The sequence below is a fragment of the Kitasatospora humi genome, assembly GCF_020907985.1.
In the GTDB taxonomy this organism is placed as follows: domain Bacteria; phylum Actinomycetota; class Actinomycetes; order Streptomycetales; family Streptomycetaceae; genus Kitasatospora; species Kitasatospora humi.
In genome coordinates this window covers 70,384-85,657 of record NZ_JAJJPA010000014.1, presented here as the reverse complement: position 1 = coordinate 85,657, position 15,274 = coordinate 70,384, and the positions used below count along the sequence as shown (strand labels likewise).

Annotated in this window: 16 protein-coding genes and 1 tRNA gene; 4 read left to right on the top strand and 13 right to left on the bottom strand. The window is 72.1% G+C overall.

What is annotated here, in order from left to right:
* Positions 1-69 precede the first annotated feature (69 nt).
* From LN042_RS16095 to LN042_RS16080, 4 genes are all read right to left on the bottom strand, one after another.
* Positions 70-960, bottom strand: a complete 891-nt coding sequence (locus LN042_RS16095; RefSeq protein WP_230051902.1) for an alpha/beta hydrolase — start codon at positions 958-960, stop codon at positions 70-72.
* Positions 961-1,095: 135 nt separating this feature from the next.
* Positions 1,096-1,815 (bottom strand): uracil-DNA glycosylase, encoded by a 720-nt coding sequence (locus tag LN042_RS16090; RefSeq protein ID WP_372495753.1) that lies wholly within the window; start codon positions 1,813-1,815, stop codon positions 1,096-1,098.
* A gap of 65 nt (positions 1,816-1,880) precedes the next feature.
* On the bottom strand, positions 1,881-3,035 hold the full coding sequence (locus LN042_RS16085; RefSeq protein WP_230051901.1) for a low temperature requirement protein A: 1,155 nt from the start codon (positions 3,033-3,035) through the stop codon (positions 1,881-1,883).
* A 179-nt stretch (positions 3,036-3,214) separates the two neighbouring features.
* Entirely contained in the window at positions 3,215-3,994 is a 780-nt protein-coding gene (locus LN042_RS16080; protein ID WP_230051900.1) for an HAD-IIA family hydrolase, read from the bottom strand.
* A 180-nt stretch (positions 3,995-4,174) separates the two neighbouring features.
* Here LN042_RS16080 and LN042_RS16075 point away from each other — a divergent pair, with 180 nt between their 5' ends.
* Positions 4,175-5,248, top strand: a complete 1,074-nt coding sequence (locus LN042_RS16075) for a Gfo/Idh/MocA family oxidoreductase (RefSeq protein WP_230051899.1) — start codon at positions 4,175-4,177, stop codon at positions 5,246-5,248.
* A 7-nt stretch (positions 5,249-5,255) separates the two neighbouring features.
* Here the strand turns inward: LN042_RS16075 and LN042_RS16070 are convergent, their stop codons facing one another.
* The 6 genes from LN042_RS16070 to LN042_RS16045 all read right to left on the bottom strand — a co-directional run bounded on the left by LN042_RS16070 (position 5,256) and on the right by LN042_RS16045 (position 9,624).
* A complete protein-coding gene (locus tag LN042_RS16070) occupies positions 5,256-5,660 on the bottom strand; it encodes a type II toxin-antitoxin system VapC family toxin (RefSeq protein WP_230051898.1) in 405 nt (134 codons plus the stop codon).
* Positions 5,653-5,934 (bottom strand): type II toxin-antitoxin system Phd/YefM family antitoxin, encoded by a 282-nt coding sequence (locus tag LN042_RS16065; RefSeq protein WP_230051897.1) that lies wholly within the window; start codon positions 5,932-5,934, stop codon positions 5,653-5,655. Before LN042_RS16065 ends, LN042_RS16070 begins: the two co-directional genes overlap by 8 nt.
* A 107-nt stretch (positions 5,935-6,041) precedes the next feature.
* Positions 6,042-7,073 carry an adenosine deaminase gene (locus LN042_RS16060; protein WP_230051896.1) on the bottom strand — a complete coding sequence of 344 codons (1,032 nt, stop codon included), beginning with the start codon at positions 7,071-7,073 and terminating at the stop codon, positions 6,042-6,044.
* A gap of 77 nt (positions 7,074-7,150) precedes the next feature.
* Positions 7,151-8,467, bottom strand: a complete 1,317-nt coding sequence (locus LN042_RS16055; protein ID WP_372495752.1) for a DUF445 domain-containing protein — start codon at positions 8,465-8,467, stop codon at positions 7,151-7,153.
* 364 nt (positions 8,468-8,831) lie between these two features.
* Positions 8,832-9,134 (bottom strand): GroES family chaperonin, encoded by a 303-nt coding sequence (locus LN042_RS16050; RefSeq protein WP_249801121.1) that lies wholly within the window; start codon positions 9,132-9,134, stop codon positions 8,832-8,834.
* 145 nt (positions 9,135-9,279) lie between these two features.
* On the bottom strand, positions 9,280-9,624 hold the full coding sequence (locus LN042_RS16045; RefSeq protein ID WP_230051894.1) for a DUF3618 domain-containing protein: 345 nt from the start codon (positions 9,622-9,624) through the stop codon (positions 9,280-9,282).
* A gap of 173 nt (positions 9,625-9,797) precedes the next feature.
* Here LN042_RS16045 and bcp point away from each other — a divergent pair, with 173 nt between their 5' ends.
* Positions 9,798-10,271, top strand: coding sequence for a thioredoxin-dependent thiol peroxidase (bcp, locus tag LN042_RS16040; RefSeq protein ID WP_230051893.1), 474 nt, complete (start codon positions 9,798-9,800; stop codon positions 10,269-10,271).
* Positions 10,272-10,315: 44 nt separating this feature from the next.
* On the opposite strand, the gene LN042_RS16035 is transcribed toward bcp, so the two are convergent.
* Genes LN042_RS16035 through LN042_RS16025 form a run of 3 tightly spaced genes read right to left on the bottom strand, consistent with a single transcriptional unit; the run spans position 10,316 to position 14,044 of the window.
* Positions 10,316-11,341, bottom strand: coding sequence for an ABC transporter permease (locus LN042_RS16035; RefSeq protein ID WP_230051892.1), 1,026 nt, complete (start codon positions 11,339-11,341; stop codon positions 10,316-10,318).
* Entirely contained in the window at positions 11,338-12,975 is a 1,638-nt protein-coding gene (locus LN042_RS16030; protein WP_230051891.1) for a sugar ABC transporter ATP-binding protein, read from the bottom strand. Before LN042_RS16030 ends, LN042_RS16035 begins: the two co-directional genes overlap by 4 nt.
* A 10-nt stretch (positions 12,976-12,985) precedes the next feature.
* The gene (locus LN042_RS16025) at positions 12,986-14,044 is read right to left on the bottom strand and encodes a substrate-binding domain-containing protein (RefSeq protein WP_230051890.1); all 1,059 of its coding nucleotides are present in this window, start codon (positions 14,042-14,044) and stop codon (positions 12,986-12,988) included.
* Between the two features lie 251 nt (positions 14,045-14,295).
* Between LN042_RS16025 and LN042_RS16020 the strand changes: the two genes are divergently transcribed.
* Together LN042_RS16020 and LN042_RS16015 are read left to right on the top strand one after the other, a co-directional pair.
* Positions 14,296-15,138, top strand: coding sequence for an HNH endonuclease signature motif containing protein (locus LN042_RS16020; RefSeq protein WP_230051889.1), 843 nt, complete (start codon positions 14,296-14,298; stop codon positions 15,136-15,138).
* Between the two features lie 50 nt (positions 15,139-15,188).
* Positions 15,189-15,265 (top strand) — tRNA-Leu (locus LN042_RS16015).
* Positions 15,266-15,274: the final 9 nt, after the last annotated feature.

Here is a 15,274-nt window from a genome sequence, read left to right as displayed (position 1 = left end):
GCCCCTCAGCCGCGCCCGGCCGTTGGGCCGCGCCCGGCCGTTGGGCCATGCCCAGCTGCTCGGCCGTGCTCAGCCGCCGGCCGCGGCCAGCATCCGCTCGGCCACCACGGCCGCGCCCGCCGCGCCCATCACGATCGAGTAGTGGTTGCTGTCCGCGACCCTGCTGGTCGTCAACTCCAGCCCCGCACCGGCCAGTCGCTCGGCGTCGTAGAGGCCCTGCGGCTGATCCTGCAGCCCCCGCTCGGCCCAGAGCAACTCGGCCCGACCACCCAACCGCCGGACCGCCGCGGCCGCCTCCGGGTCCAGCAGCACCTGCGCGCCGTCCGTCTCGACCGCCTCCGGCACGCAGGCGGTGCGCAACCGCGGTTCCACGCCGGTCAGGTCACGTGCCAGGAAGAGCTCCCGGCCGACCGCGTCCAGGCTCGGCCAGACCGGGTGCCGCGCCCAGTGCGCCCGGTAGTCGGCCAGATCCGTGAAGGTCATCGTCAGCCGGTCCAGCGCCGGGCCGAGCACCGCGGCCAGCGCGTCCTCCTCAGCCACGCCGGGCGGCAGCGGGAAGCTCACCGCGCCGTCCACCAGCAACACCCGGGTGAACAGCTCCGGTTCGGCCACCGCCGCCAGCGCGCTGACCCAGGCGCCCATCGAGTGGCCGGTCAACTGGACCGGGCCCACGCCGAGCTGCCGGACGGCCAGGACCAGGTCGGCGGCATGCCGAGCCAGGCCGTACGGCCCGGGCAGCGCCGAGCTGCCGGCCCGGCCGCGCAGGTCCGGCGCCAACAGGGTGGCCCGGCCCGCCAGTTGCCGGGCCACCACGGCCCAGGACTGCGCGTTGCCCGTGATGCCGTGCACCGCCAGCACGGTCGGCGCGTCCGGCACGGCGGCGGGCCAGCGCAGCACCGCCAGCGAGCCGCCGGGCACCGGTACGGCCAGCTCCTCGGCCAGGGGGGACTCGACGGGCATGGTGATCAGCACCCTTCTCGCGACGCCGGGACCTGAGCACCCTAGGACAGCACGGCCACGCCGCCCATGGCGCTCACCACCCCAAGGCGGGTGGACCGACTGTGGCGCGACACCACACGGACAGCCGACCCGCGGTCAGCCCGCCAAGTCCGGGAGCCGCCAGTCGATCGCGGTGGCGCCGAACCCCTCCAGCGCCGCGTTGATCTGCGAGAACGGCTTGCTGCCCAGGAAGAGCTTGGCCGACAGCGGCGACGGGTGGGCGCCCTGCACCACCGCGTGCCGGCTGGTGTCGATCAGCGGCAGCTTCTTCTTGGCGTAGTTGCCCCAGAGCACGAAGACGCACGGCTCCTCGCGGGCGCTGACCGCCTTGATCACCGCGTCGGTGAACTTCTCCCAGCCCTTGCCCTTGTGCGAGTTGGCCTGGTGCGCGCGCACCGTGAGCACCGCGTTGAGCAGCAGCACCCCCTGCTCGGCCCACGGCATCAGGTAGCCGTTGTCCGGCACCGGCACGCCCAGGTCGGCGTGGAGCTCCTTGAAGATGTTCCGCAGCGACGGCGGGGTCCTGGTGCCCGGCAGCACCGAGAAGCTCATGCCGTGCGCCTGGCCGTCGTCGTGGTACGGGTCCTGGCCGAGCACCAGCACCTTGACGTCCTGGTAGGCGGTCGCGGCCAGCGCCGAGAAGACCTGCCCGCGCGGCGGGAAGACCTGGTGCTCGGCGCGCTCGGCCGCCACGAACTCGGCCAGCCGGGCGAAGTAGGGCTGCTCGGTCTCGCCGGCCAGCACCTCCCGCCAGGACTCGGGCAGCTCGAACTCGTTCTCCAGCACACCTGCTGCCACCTCAGCGACCTCGGTCACCGCGCCACCCTTCCTCGGACTCCTGCTCGTGCACCCCGCACGCTACACAGCCGCACCGACAGCGCCTATTCGGCGGCGGCCGGCTCGACGGGCACCGGCGGCACCGGCTCGGCGGCGGCCGCCCCGGCCCGCCGGATCCGGGCCTCCTCCACCGCGTTGAGCCCGACCAGCAGCACCGCCAGCACCACCAGCGCGGCCAGCGCCGGCACCAGCAGCAGCGCCGGGACCAGCGCCAGCAGCACCGCGCCCGCGACCAGCCGGGTGTGCGCCGGCAGCCGGAACATCGTCCAGCGGGTGTAACCGAAGGTCAGCAGGTAGAGCGCGCAGCCGCCGTAGAGCAGCCCCAGGGTGCCCAGGTCCAGCCGGCGCCCCGGCTCGGCCACCGTGACGTGGAAGCCGACCGCGATCGCGATCACCGAGGCGACCAGCACCAGATGGGCGTAGGAGAAGACCCGGCGCAGCATGCCGGCCCGGGCGTCGGTCACGGTCAGCGCATGCCGCATCGCCTCGTTGGCGTGCGCGAAGTACACCCACCACAGCGCGCAGGAGATGGTGAACGCCGCGATCACCGCGAAGAGTTCGCCGTTGCCCAGGGAGCGCACCGCGGCGGCCGGGGCCCCGGTGCCGACGATCGACTCGCCGAGCGCCACCAGCACCAGCAGGCCGAACCGCTCCGGCAGGTGGCCCGGGTGGTACTCGACCCTGGCCAGCACCGACCGCAGCACGGTCGGCCCCGCCAGGTCGACCGCGGCGGCCACCGCCCACAGCGCCGGGCGGGCGTCGCCGTGCAGCAGCCCCCCGGTGAGCATCAGCGGCCCGCTGATCACCGCCCCGACCCCGAAGGGGCCGCGCCACACCCCCCTGATCCCGCCGATCAACCAGAGCAGCACCAGCCGGGCCGCCCAGTACGCCGCGCCGAACAGCACGCCCCGCGCGCCGTACGCCTCGGGCAGCGCCAGCGCCATCAGCAGGCCGCTCAGCCCGACCGCGAAGATCCCCACCCGGTCCCGGGCGCTGTCCACGTCCCGCACGTTGGCCTGCACGGTGGTGCCCACCCAGCACCAGTAGACCGGGACGAACACCACCAGCGCCCGCGGCACCCCGCCCGCGCCGTGGTGCAGGTAGAGCAGATTGGAGATCTGGGTGATCGCGAAGACGAAGACCAGGTCGAAGAAGAGCTCCGCCCAGGTGACCCGCTTCTCCTCCGTCTCGGTTGCCACTGCTGCTCCCCCCGGTGGTGGTACGCCTCGGCCCGGCGCCGCACCGCAACGGGCGCCGCCGGGCCACCGGCACCGCGTCGCCCGAGCTGCTCGCCGCCGGTCGAGCAGCAGCATCCCAGGCGCGGCCGGACCGGGCGGCGGCGGGGGCACCGCGGCCCGGCCCGCCGGGCGGGAACCGTTCAGACCAGCTCGATGAGGTCGGCGATCGAGTCCACCACCCGGTTCGGCCGGTACGGGAACCGCTCCACGTCCGCGGCGGCGGTCAGCCCGGTCAGCACCAGGACCGTCTCCATGCCGGCCTCCATGCCGGCCACGATGTCGGTGTCCATCCGGTCGCCGATCATCACCGTGGTCTCCGAGTGCGCCCCGGCGGTGTTCAGCGCCTCACGCATCATCAGCGGATTGGGCTTGCCGACGAAGTACGGCTCCACCCCGGTCGCCTTGGTGATCAGCGCCGCCACCGAACCGGTCGCCGGCAGCACGCCCTCGGTGGACGGGCCGGTCTCGTCCGGGTTGGTGCAGATGAACCGGGCGCCGCCGTTGATCAGCCGGATCGCCTTGGTCAGCGCCTCGAAGGAGTAGGTCCGGGTCTCGCCCAGCACCACGTAGTCCGGGTTGTTGTCGGTCAGCACGTAACCGGCCTGGTACAGCGCGGTGGTCAGGCCCGCTTCGCCGATCACGTAGGCGGTGCCGCCCGGTCGCTGCCCGCTCAGGAACTTCGCGGTGGCCAGCGCCGAGGTCCAGATGGACTCCTCCGGCACGTGCAGGCCCATCCCGGCGAGCCGGGCGGCCAGATCGCGCGGCGTGTAGATGGAGTTGTTGGTCAGCACCAGGAACGGCTTGCCGGACTCCCGCAGCCGCCGGATGAACTCGTCGGCCCCCGGGATCGGGGTGCCCTCGTGGATCAGCACCCCGTCCATGTCGGTCAGCCACGATTCGATGGGCTTGCGCTCTGCCACGTAGGTGTCTCCTCGGTCTTGCGACGGTTCTGAACGATCTCGTGCATCGCTCCGGGCCGGACACCGTCGGCCGGCCGGGCGCCACAGGCTGCCCTGACGGTCACCAGCGTAATCGGCCCCGGCCGCCCGCCGACAGCGATGTACCGCCCTGCGGCCCCTCGGTGTGGTGGACTCGGCAGCATGAGTACCGCGAGGACCGCCGCCCCGTACCGCGTCGCGCTGCTCGGCTACGGCCTGGCCGGCGCCGCCTTCCACGCCCCGCTGATCGCCGCCACCCCGCACCTGCGGCTGACCGCCGTGGTCACCGCCAACTCCGAGCGCCGCGCCCGGTTGGCCGCCGCGCACCCGGACGCACGGCCACTGGACACGCCCGACCAGGTGTTCGACCGATCGGACGAGTACGACCTGGTGGTGATCGCCACCCCCAACCGCACCCATCTGCCGCTGGCCCGGGCGGCACTCACCGCGGGGCTCGCCACCGTGGTGGACAAGCCGCTGACCGCCACCGCCGCCGAGGCCCGGTCGCTGTGCCACCTCGCCACCGCCCGGGGCGTGCTGCTGACGGTGTTCCAGAACCGCCGCTGGGACAACGACTTCCGCACTGCGCGGCGGCTGATCGAGGACGGCGCACTGGGCCGGGTGCACCGCTTCGAGTCCCGGTTCGAACGGTTCCGCCCCAAGCCCAAGGCGGGCTGGCGGGAGCTGGCCGACCCGGCCGAGGCCGGTGGCGCCCTCTACGACCTGGGCAGCCACCTGGTGGACCAGGCGCTCACCCTGTTCGGCCCGGTCTCCTCGGTCTACGCCGAGATCGACGTCCGCCGGGACGGCGCGGTGGTGGACGACGACGCCTTCCTGGCGCTCAGCCACGACTGCGGGGTCCGCTCCCACCTGTGGACCAGCGCGACCGCCCCGCTGCCCGGCCCGCGCCTGCGGGTGCTCGGCGACACCGCGGGCTACGTGAAGTTCGGCCTGGACCCGCAGGAGGCCGACCTGCGGGCCGGTCGCCGCCCGGACACCCACATCCCCTGGGGTGCCGAGGACCCGACCCACTACGGCACCCTCGGCACCCGCGAGGCGCACACCACCATCCCCACCGACCTGGGCGACTACCCCGCCTTCTACGCCGCCCTGGCCCACGCCCTCGCCACCGGCGCCCCGCCCCCGGTCGACCCCCGGGACTCGGTGGCCACGCTCACCATCCTGGAGGCGGCCAGGCACTCGGCGGCAACGGGGCGGACGGTGCCGGTGGACTGATTACGCGTCAGATCGGGACCATCTGGACCACGGAGTCCAGCCCACGGAAATCGGCCGCGTTGCGGGTGTACAGGGGCAGACCGCGGGCTGAGGCGATGGCGGCGATCATCAGGTCCATCCGCCGCGGACGCGGATCGCGGCCCGCCGCGACGGTCAGCGCGACCATCGTGCCGTACCGGGTGGCCGCTTCACCGTCGAAAGGCAGCGGGTCGAAGTCGGCGAGCGCGGCGCCGAGCTCCTCCCGCCGCCCGGCCCGGGAGGCCGCGTCCCCGGCCATGGCCACGCCCTGCTGCAACTCGGCGACACTGATCGCGGTCAGCTCGGGCACGACCGGCAGGCTCGCCGGATCGAGCAGGTCGAGATCGCTGTGGGCGCAGGTGTCCAGCACGTCCGAAATCGGACACTCAGCCACGCCGGCGCTCCCACGGATCGTCACCGTCACCGAAACGGTCCGCCGTGCCGAAGAACTCGTCGGCCTCCCTGCGCATCCCGGCGTGGTCGACCCGCGGCAGCCGCTTCGCCTTGGCGACCAGCTCCTCGGCGCTCAGGCGGCGACGCCTGCCCAGCGGGCGCAACTCGGCGACCTCTATGCCGTTGCGAGTGATGTGGTACGTCTCGCCGGCCTCCACGGCGTCCATCACGGCCGCGGAGTGGTTGCGGAACTCGCGCTGGGTGATCGTCTTCATACGCCAGTGTAGCCGCCGGGACACGACGTGCTACGCCTACCGCAACCGGGTGGACCCGGCCGTGCCCGGAACGCGCGCTCCGCCCCGGGCACGGAGGACACGGCAGCTCAGCCCCGCTGCCAGGCGGCCAGGTGGGCGTCGATCTCGGCGCTGATGCGGGCCTTGCCGGCCGGGTCCAGGAACGAGGCCTCGACCGCGTTCCTGGCCAGGCCGGCCACGCCCGCCTCGTCCAGGTCGAGCAGGCGGGCGGCGACCTCGTACTCGGTGTTCAGGTCGGTGCCGAACATCGGCGGGTCGTCGCTGTTCACGGTGACCAGCAGACCGGCGTCGACGAACCGCTTGATCGGGTGCTCGTCGATCCGCTCCACCACCCGGGTGGCCAGGTTGGAGGTCGGGCAGACCTCCAGCGGGATCCGGTGCTCGCCCAGGTAGTCCATCAGCACCGGGTCCTTGAAGCTCTGGGTGCCGTGGCCGATCCGCTCGGCGCCCAGTACCCGGATCGCGTCCCAGACCGTCTCGGGGCCGGTCGACTCACCGGCGTGCGGCACGCTGTGCAGGCCGGCCGCCCGGGCCCGGTCGAAGTACGGCTTGAACTGCGGGCGCGGCACCCCGATCTCGGGGCCGCCGAGGCCGAAGCTGACCAGGCCGTCGGCGCCCACCTCCAGGGCCAGCCGGGCGGTCTCCTCGGCCGACTCCAGGCCGGCCTCGCCCGGGATGTCGAAGCACCAGCGCAGCACGATCCCGAAGTCCCGCTCGGCGCACACCCGGGCGTCCTCGATCGCCTCCATGAACGCCTTGTCCGGGATGCCGCGGTTCACCGAGCTGTACGGGGTGACGGTCAGCTCGGCGTAGCGGATCTGCTGCCGGGCCATGTCCTCGGCCACGCCGTAGGTCAGCGACCGGACGTCCTCGGCGTCCCGGATCAGGTCGACCACCGACAGGTACACCTGGACGAAGTGCGCGAAGTCGGTGAACGTGAAGTACTCGGCCAGCTTTTCGGGGTCGACCGGCACCTTGGTCCGGCCCTCGTACCGGGCCGCCAGCCCCGCCACCACCCGCGGCGAGGCGGAGCCCACGTGGTGCACGTGCAGCTCCGCCTTGGGCAGACCGGCGATGAACGCCTCGATCCCGCGCGACATCTCTACTCCTCCAGAATTCGGCAACCGCTCAGCGGCAAGCCCCCATTAGACCCCGGGGGATCGCGGAGCACGAAGGCTTATCCGCCCAGCGCGGTGGCCACGGTGTGGATCAGCAGTCCGGCCAGGGCGCCGACGACCGTGCCGTTGATCCGGATGAACTGCAGGTCGCGCCCGACATTGGCCTCGATCTTGCGGGAGGCGTCGTCGGCGTCCCAGCCCGCCACGGTGTCGGAGATCAGCGAGGTGATCTCGGCCCGGTAGGTGTCCACCACGTAGGCCGCCGCGTCCTGCAGCCAGCCGTCGGTCTTGTGCTGCAGCCGCCGGTCGGTGGCCAGCCGCAGGCCGAACGATTGGACCCCCCGCCGGATCCGGCGGCGCAGCTCGCTCTGCTCGTCCGCCGCGGCGGTCAGCACCAGGGAGCGGACGGCGCTCCACGAGGAGGCGATCAGCTCCTGCACCTCGGGCCGGGCCAGCAGGTCGGCCTTGGCCCGCTCGACCCGCTCCTGGGTGGCCGGGTCGCTCTGCAGCTCCACCGCGAAGTCGGCCAGGAAGGTGTCGATGGCGCCGCGCGCCGGGTGCTGCCGGTCGTCCCGGATCGCGGTGGCGAACCGCAGCAGCTCCTTGTAGACCCGCTCGCCGACCTGCTGGTCGATGAACTTGGGCGTCCAGCCCGGCGACTTTGTGGCGACCTTGCGGATCACGTCCTCGTGGTGCTCGACCAGCCAGTCGTGCGCCCGCACCGCCACCAGGTCGACCAGCCCGTGGTGCCCGCCGTCGGCCACCACCCGGCCCAGCATCCGGCCGAGCGGGGCGGCGACCTGGGTGGCCGCGGCCCGCCGGGTGATCGCCTCGCCCACCACGGCCTGCACGTCCTCGTCCCGCAGCACGGCCAGCACCCCGCGCAGCGCGGCCGCGGCCTCGGTGGTGACCCGCTCCGCGCTGCCGGGCGCGGCCAGCCACTCGCCGAGCCGCCGCCCGATGCCGAGCGCGGCGAGGCGCTCGCGCACCACCGCGGCGGCGAGGAAGTTCTCCCCGACGAAGCCGCCCAGGGTGCGGCCGAAGGCGTCCTTCTTGGTCGGGATGATCGCGGTGTGCGGGATCGGCAGGCCGAACGGGCGCCGGAACAGCGCGGTCACGGCGAACCAGTCGGCCAGCGCCCCGACCATCCCGGCCTCCGCGGCCGCCGCCACGTAACCCGTCCAACTCCCCCACCCGGCCGCCTTGGCCCAGGTGGACAGCCCGAACACCAGCGTCGCGACCGCCAGGAACCCGGTCGCGATCGCCTTCATCCGCCGCACCCCGCGGCGCTTCTCCTCATCGGCCGCGGTGAACCGCACTCCGGCCGCCGTCGCCCCGCTGCGCTCGCTCTCCACCGCACCAGTGTCGCCGATCACGGCACCGTCGGACGGTAGCGATGGTCCCACCCGGAGTTCGGGGGACAACCGCACCTGGACCTCGCCGGCCCGTGGGACCCCCGGCCCCATCGACGACCCCTACCGGTCCCACGGACCCCGGGCCGCCCACTCGCCCACCGCGGCGGGCGACAAGGCCCCACAACGCATCGGCCCCGACCGACAGGCCCTGGGGGGGTACCCAGGCGTCGCTCGGGGCAGTGCGGCACGTGAAGTCGTGTCAGTTCACGCTAACGGCAGGGACCGTGATCACGCAGGCGATCAAGCGGCAGCCGGTTCCGCCGCCCGGATCGCAACGGGCCCCCACCGCCGAAGCCGGTGAGGGCCCGAGCCGTTCAAGGCAGGCTCACAGGTACAGCCCGGTGGACCCTTCGGTGTCCTTCAGCCGCTCCGCCGCCACCGCGTGCAGGTCCCGCTCGCGCAGCAGCACGTACGTGGCGCCGCGCACCTCGACCTCCAGCTTGTCCTCGGGGTCGTACAGCACCCGGTCACCGGGCTCCACCGACCGCACGCTCTGGCCCACGGCCACGGCCTCGGCCCAGGCACAGCGCTTGGAGAGTTCCGCGGTCGCGGGGATGAGGATGCCGCCCGTCGAACGGCGCTCACCCTCACCTGCGTCCGTCTTCACCAGCACCCGGTCGTGCAGCATCCGGATGGGCAGCTTCTCGCCCAGCCGGTCGTGCCGGCCGTGCTCGGTCTGCCTGTTCTGCTCGTCGTCGTTCACGCTCACGCCCAGACGGTACCTGGCCGGGGCCCGAGCCGCTGCGGGGGCCCGGGCCGATCCGGGAAACCGGTCAGCCCTCCCGCTTGCGCCTGCGCGAGGCCAGCAGCACCAGCACGCCGCCACCGACCAGCACCACCGGCACGATCCGGTCCGCGCGCGGCTTGCCGTGCTCGTCGGTGAACTCGGCCTTCAGCCGCTCCACCCCCCGGCTGGCGACCACGTACGCCCGGCCGACCCGCTCCTCCACCGAACCCAGCACCTTCGCCCGGGCCTGCGCGGTGATCGTGGCCGGATGCACCCGCATGGCCAGCTCGTCGAGCGTGTCGGCCAGCTGGGTCCGGGTCCGCGCGATGTTCTGCTCGATCTCCGCGAGGGTCCGTCCCGCGCCGTCGCGCGCGTCCTTCGTCTTGCCCACCCGGGCCACCTCACTCACCTGACGTCCAGTCTGCTCCAGCCCAGTCTGTCAGCTCGCCCCCCGGCTCGCGCGGCCCCACCCACCATCGGGGTCAGACGGCCCAGTCGAGTCCGTCATCGGAGGTAGGTTGGCACCCGGCACGACAGTGGTCCCGCACGAGGAGAGATTCGACCGTGACTGAGCGCCTCCAGGCGGGGGACACCGCCCCCGCATTCTCGCTGCCCGACGCCGACGGCAACCAGGTGTCACTCGCCGACCACCTGGGCCGCAAGGTGATCGTCTACTTCTACCCGGCCGCCCTCACCCCCGGCTGCACCACCCAGGCCTGCGACTTCACCGACAACCTGGAGGTCTTCGCCGGCGCCGGCTACGACGTGATCGGCATCTCACCGGACAAGCCGGAGAAGCTCGGCAAGTTCCGGGAGACCGAGAACCTCAAGGTGACCCTGCTGTCCGACGTGGACAAGAAGGTGCTGGAGGCCTACGGAGCCTTCGGCGAGAAGAAGTTGTACGGCAAGACGGTGGTCGGCGTCATCCGCTCCACCGTGGTCGTCGACGAGCAGGGCAAGGTCGAGCGGGCCCTGTACAACGTCAAGGCCACCGGGCACGTCGCCAAGCTGCTGCGCGACCTCAAGGTCGAGGCGTAGCGCGGGGGCGGTGGTCCCGGCTCCCCGGGACCGCCGCCGTCGGGTCAACCTGGCAGCCCCACGGCCCGCTCCCCGCTGCGCCGCTGCTGGATGACCACCGCCACCACCAGCAGCGACCCCTGCGCCACGTTCTGCCAGAAGGAGTTGATGCCCTGCACCGTCAGCCCGTTCTCCAGCGCACCGAGCAGCGCCACCGCCAGCAGCGTGCCACCGATCCCGCCCTTGCCGCCCTTGAGCGCGCAGCCCCCGAGCGCGGCCGCCGTGATCGACTTCAGCTCCAGGCCCTCACTGCCGGAGACCGGCTGCCCGGAGCCGGTCCGGGCGGTCAGCAGGACACCCGCCACCGCGGCCACCACGGCGGCCAGCACGTAGGCGGAGATCAGGTACTTGTTCAGGTTGATGCCGGCCAGCCGGGCGGCGGTGGGGTTGCCGCCGATCGCGTAGACGTTCCGACCGATGTCGGTGTACTTCAGCAGCACGTGCACGGCCACCGCCGCCACGATCAGGATCCACACCATCACCGGCAGCCCCGCGATCCTGCCGCGGCTGAGGAAGACGAAGACGCTGTCGTTCAGCACGTAGCCCTGCGCCGCGCCGTTGGAGACCAGCTGCGCCACGCCCTTGTAGGCGGCCAGCCCCGCCAGGGTGGCGATGGTCGGGTTGACCCGGCCGTAGACGATGACGGCGCCGTTCAGGAGGCCGATCACCACACCGATGCCGACCGCCGCGGCGATGCCGGCCAGCGGGTTGCCGCCCGCCGAGGTGAACGCCATCGCGCTGACCACCGAGGCCAGCCCCGCCTGCGAGCCCACCGAGATGTCCAGGCCGCCGCAGATGATCACCACGGTCTGCACCACCGCCAGCAGCCCGGTGATGGTCACCGCCTCGGCGATCACCTGGACATTGGTCCAGCTCAGGTAGTTGTCGTTGAGCAAGCCGAACAGCGCCAGCACCACCGCCAGGGCGGCGATCAGGCTCAGGTTCTGCCCGCCGACCGCGGCCAGCGCGCCGCCGGCCCGTCCGCCCCGCTCGACCTCCGGCACGCCCTGCTCAGCGGTGGACGTGGTCATGGCCGCCCTCCTTCGTCCCTCGGCTCCTTCTCGCGACCCGGATCGCCGTGGCCCTCAGGACCGCCGGGGCCAGTCCGACCGCCGTGGCCGTTCGGACCGCCGTCGGCCCCCCGACCGCCGACGCCACTCAGGTCGTCGGCCATCGCCAGCGCGAGGATCCGCTCCTCGCTGGCCTCGGCGCGGTCCAGCTCCCCGGTGATCCGGCCGTTCTGCATCACCACGACCCGATCCGCCAGCCCCAGCAGTTCGGGCAGCTCGGAGGAGATCACCAGCAACGCCACGCCCTCCCTCGCCAGGTCGGCGATGATCTGGTAGATCTCCGCCTTGGCACCGACATCGATGCCGCGGGTCGGCTCGTCCAGGATCAGCACCTTGGGCTTGCGGGCCAACCAGCGGGCCAGCACCACCTTCTGCTGGTTGCCCCCGGAGAGCGTGCGCACCTCCTGCTCGATCCCCGACGCCCGCACCCGCAGCCGGTCCGCGAAACCCTGCGCCAACTCCCGCTCGGCACCCCGCCGGACGAACCGCCAGCGCCGCAACCGGTCCAGCACCACCAGCGAGGTGTTGTCCCGGATCGAACGCCGCAGGAACAGCGCCTGTGCCTTGCGCTCCTCCGGCGCCAGCCCCAGACCGGCCCGGATCGCCTCACCCGGCCGCCCCGGACGCAGCCCGCGCCCGTCCAGCCGGACCGTGCCCCCGCGCACCGGCAGGTCACCCGCCAGCGCCAGCGCCAACTCCGACCGCCCGGCCCCGATCAGACCGGCCAGCCCGACCACCTCGCCGGCCCGCACCACCAGGTTGACGCCCCGGACCTCGTCCGTGGTCAAGTCCTCCACCTGGAGCACCACCCGGTCGGTCGCCACGTTCTGGCGCACGAACAGCTGGGAGAGGTCGCGGCCCACCATCAGCCGCACCAGCTCCTGCTCCCCCGCCTCGGCCGCGTCCAGCACACCGGCCAGCATGCCGTCCCGCAACACCGCGATCCGGTCGGCCAGTTGGAAGATCTCCTGCATCCGGTGCGAGACGTAGACCACCGCCACGCCCTGGTCGCGCAGCCGGCGGATCAGCGTGAACAGCGCGTCCACCTCGTGCTCGGAGAGCGAGCTGGTCGGCTCGTCGAACGCGATCACCCTGGCCTCGCCGGTCAACGCCCGCAGGATCTCCACCAGTTGGCGCTGCGCCGGAGTGAGCTGGGAGCCCAGCAGGTCCGGATCGAGCACCCGGGAGAAGCCGAGCCGGTCCAGGTCGGCGGTGATCCGCCGACGCAGCTCGGCCCGGTCCAGCCGGCGCCCGGCCGTGCGCGGCAGCGCACCCGCGTAGACGTTCTCGGCCACCGAGACGTGCGGGATGATCTCCGGTTCCTGCGGGATGATCCGGATCCCGGCGGCCCTGGCCCGGGCCGGGGAGCCCAGCACCAGCTCGGCGCCGTCCAGCAGCACGGTGCCCTCGCTGGGCTGGTGGTCACCCGTCAGGATCTTCAGCAGTGTGGACTTGCCGGCGCCGTTCTCCCCCATCAGTGCGGTGACCCGGCCGGCCGGGAAGTCCAGGGTCACTCCGCCGAGCGCCCGGACCTCGCCGAAGCGCTTGCCGAGGTCGCGCACGCCCGCGCCGGCGGTCGTGGTCGTGGTCGTCACGGCAGCGGCCTCAGCTGCACTTGACGCCGGCCGACTGCCAGTTGGAGGCGTCGACCATGGTGGTGGGGGCGAAGGCCTCCTGCGGGAAGGCCTTGCCGTTCCTGAGCTTGTCGTACATGGTCTGGACGGCGAGGGCGCCCACGTCGCTGCCGTTGATGTAGAGGGCGGCCTTCATCCCGGACGGCTTGCCGCTGCCCCAGTCCTTGCAGGCCAGGTAGGCGCCCAGGCCGACGCCGATCACGTTGTCGGGGGAGATGCCCGCGTTCTGCATCGCGGTGATGCCGCCCTGCACGTTCTCGTCGTTGCAGCCCCAGATCACCCAGTGCTTGACGCCCGGGTTGGCGGTCAGGGTCGCGGCCACCTTGTCCTGCGCGCCGGTCGGGGTGTTGTCGGTGGCGACGTCGATGTTCTGCACGCCGGGGACGGCCTGACCGAAGGCGTCCTTGGCGGCCTTGACGCGGTCGCCGCAGACCGTCACGTCCTGCTGCCAGGCGGAGATGGTCCGGGTGTCCGCCGCGCTCCAGCCGGCCTTCTTGAACTCCTCGGCGGCGCGCTGGCCGACCTGCTGGCCCATCTGCTGGCCGGAGAAGCCGATCCGCGGCACCAGGTCGGACTTGGCGCAGTTGGCCGGATTGGGGCCGGTGGTGCAGATCTGGTCGTCCGAGGTGAGCAACGCGACCTTGCTGTCCTTGGCGATCTGCACCACCTGCGGCCCGACTGCCGGGTCCGGCACCACGATGATCAGGCCGTTGCTCTTCTGCGCGATCGCCGACTGGACCTCACTGACCGTCTGGTTGGCGTCGTTGCCCAGATTGACCACCTTGAGGTCGACCCCCAACTTGGCGGCCGCCGCCTTGGCCCCGTCGGCCTCGCCGACGAAGTACTCCTGGTCGCCCTGCTTCTGCAGGTACGTCATGCTGATCTTGCCGGTCACCTTGGCGGTGTCGCCGCCCGAGCCGCCGCTCTGCTGCCCGGTCGAACAGGCTGTCAGGGCGACCGAGACCAGCAGGCCCAAGGCGGCCAACGCGGTGCGGGGAAGGGTGCGGGGACGGTTGTGCACAGTGGTCATGGGCTCGGGCTCCTAGCGGGGGCAAGGCCGTAATCCATCAGAACCGAACAGACTCTCGCACGAGCGCCCTCATGACATCGCAGCCGTCCCAACCGGTCAAGACCGTTCACACAGATCCGCACAGGCCGCAACAGAATCGTTGTCCGCGAGCAGTAAAATTTCACGCTCAACCGAGCGAGTCCGCATCCCCGTGCCGACGACCCGTTACCCGCCCGACCGGTCCGTCGTTGCCCTCAGCAAGGAGGGAAGCCATGTCCAAGCCCACGAGGTACACCAGGGAGCTGCTGAGCGAGCTGGCCGCATGCTCGACGAGCGTGAGCGAGATGATCAGGAGACTCGGCGTGCCCCAGGCGGGCGGCACCCACAGCTACCTCAGTCGGCGGCTCAAGCACTACGGGATTGACATCTCCCACTTCGAGCAGAGCAAGGCGACCGGTCCGCGCCAAGCCTATGGTCGCGAGCGCTTGGCGGCTGCTGCCGCCAGGAGTAGCAGCATCGGCGAAATGATCCGCAGCCTGGGCGTTGTTCCCTATGACAGCCTGTATGGCTATCTGAAGCAGCGCGTCCAGCAATTCGGGATCGACATCTCGCACTTCGACACGGGCTACCCGGCCGAGGCCCTGGCGAAAACGGAACTGGCGCAGGTGATTGCTTCCCAGCTCAGCCTGGCCGGCGTACTCCGCTCACTCGGCCTTGACGACACTACGACGAACCGCCGCAAGCTGAAGGCGGCGATCACCCAACACGGCTTGGACACCAGCCATTTCACCGGTGCTGGTGGCGCCAACCGAGGCCGACCCGCCACCAACCGGCGGAAGCCGGAGGAACTGCTGGTCCAGCGCCCGCGCGACGCCCAACGCCTGCACGGCCCCCGCCTCCGCCGGGCTCTACTCGAACTCGGCCGCCTGGACGCCTGCGAAAGCTGCGGCATCGGTCCGGTCTGGCATGGACGGTCGCTGACGCTTGAGGTCGACCACATCAATGGCGATTGGTCGGACAACCGCCCGGAAAACCTTCGCCTGCTCTGCCCCAACTGCCACGCCATCACTGACACCTACTGCGGCCGCAACAGAAATCTCCCGCTCGCGTCGTGACCTCGGCCCCGTGCAGGCCTCCTGCCCGACCGGGTAGGCTACTCACGCATGCGCCTGTACTCCAACCGGCAGAGAGCTGCGGCTTAGAACCGTAGGGTTGTGGGTTCAAATCCCACCGGGCGCACCAGCATTCGGC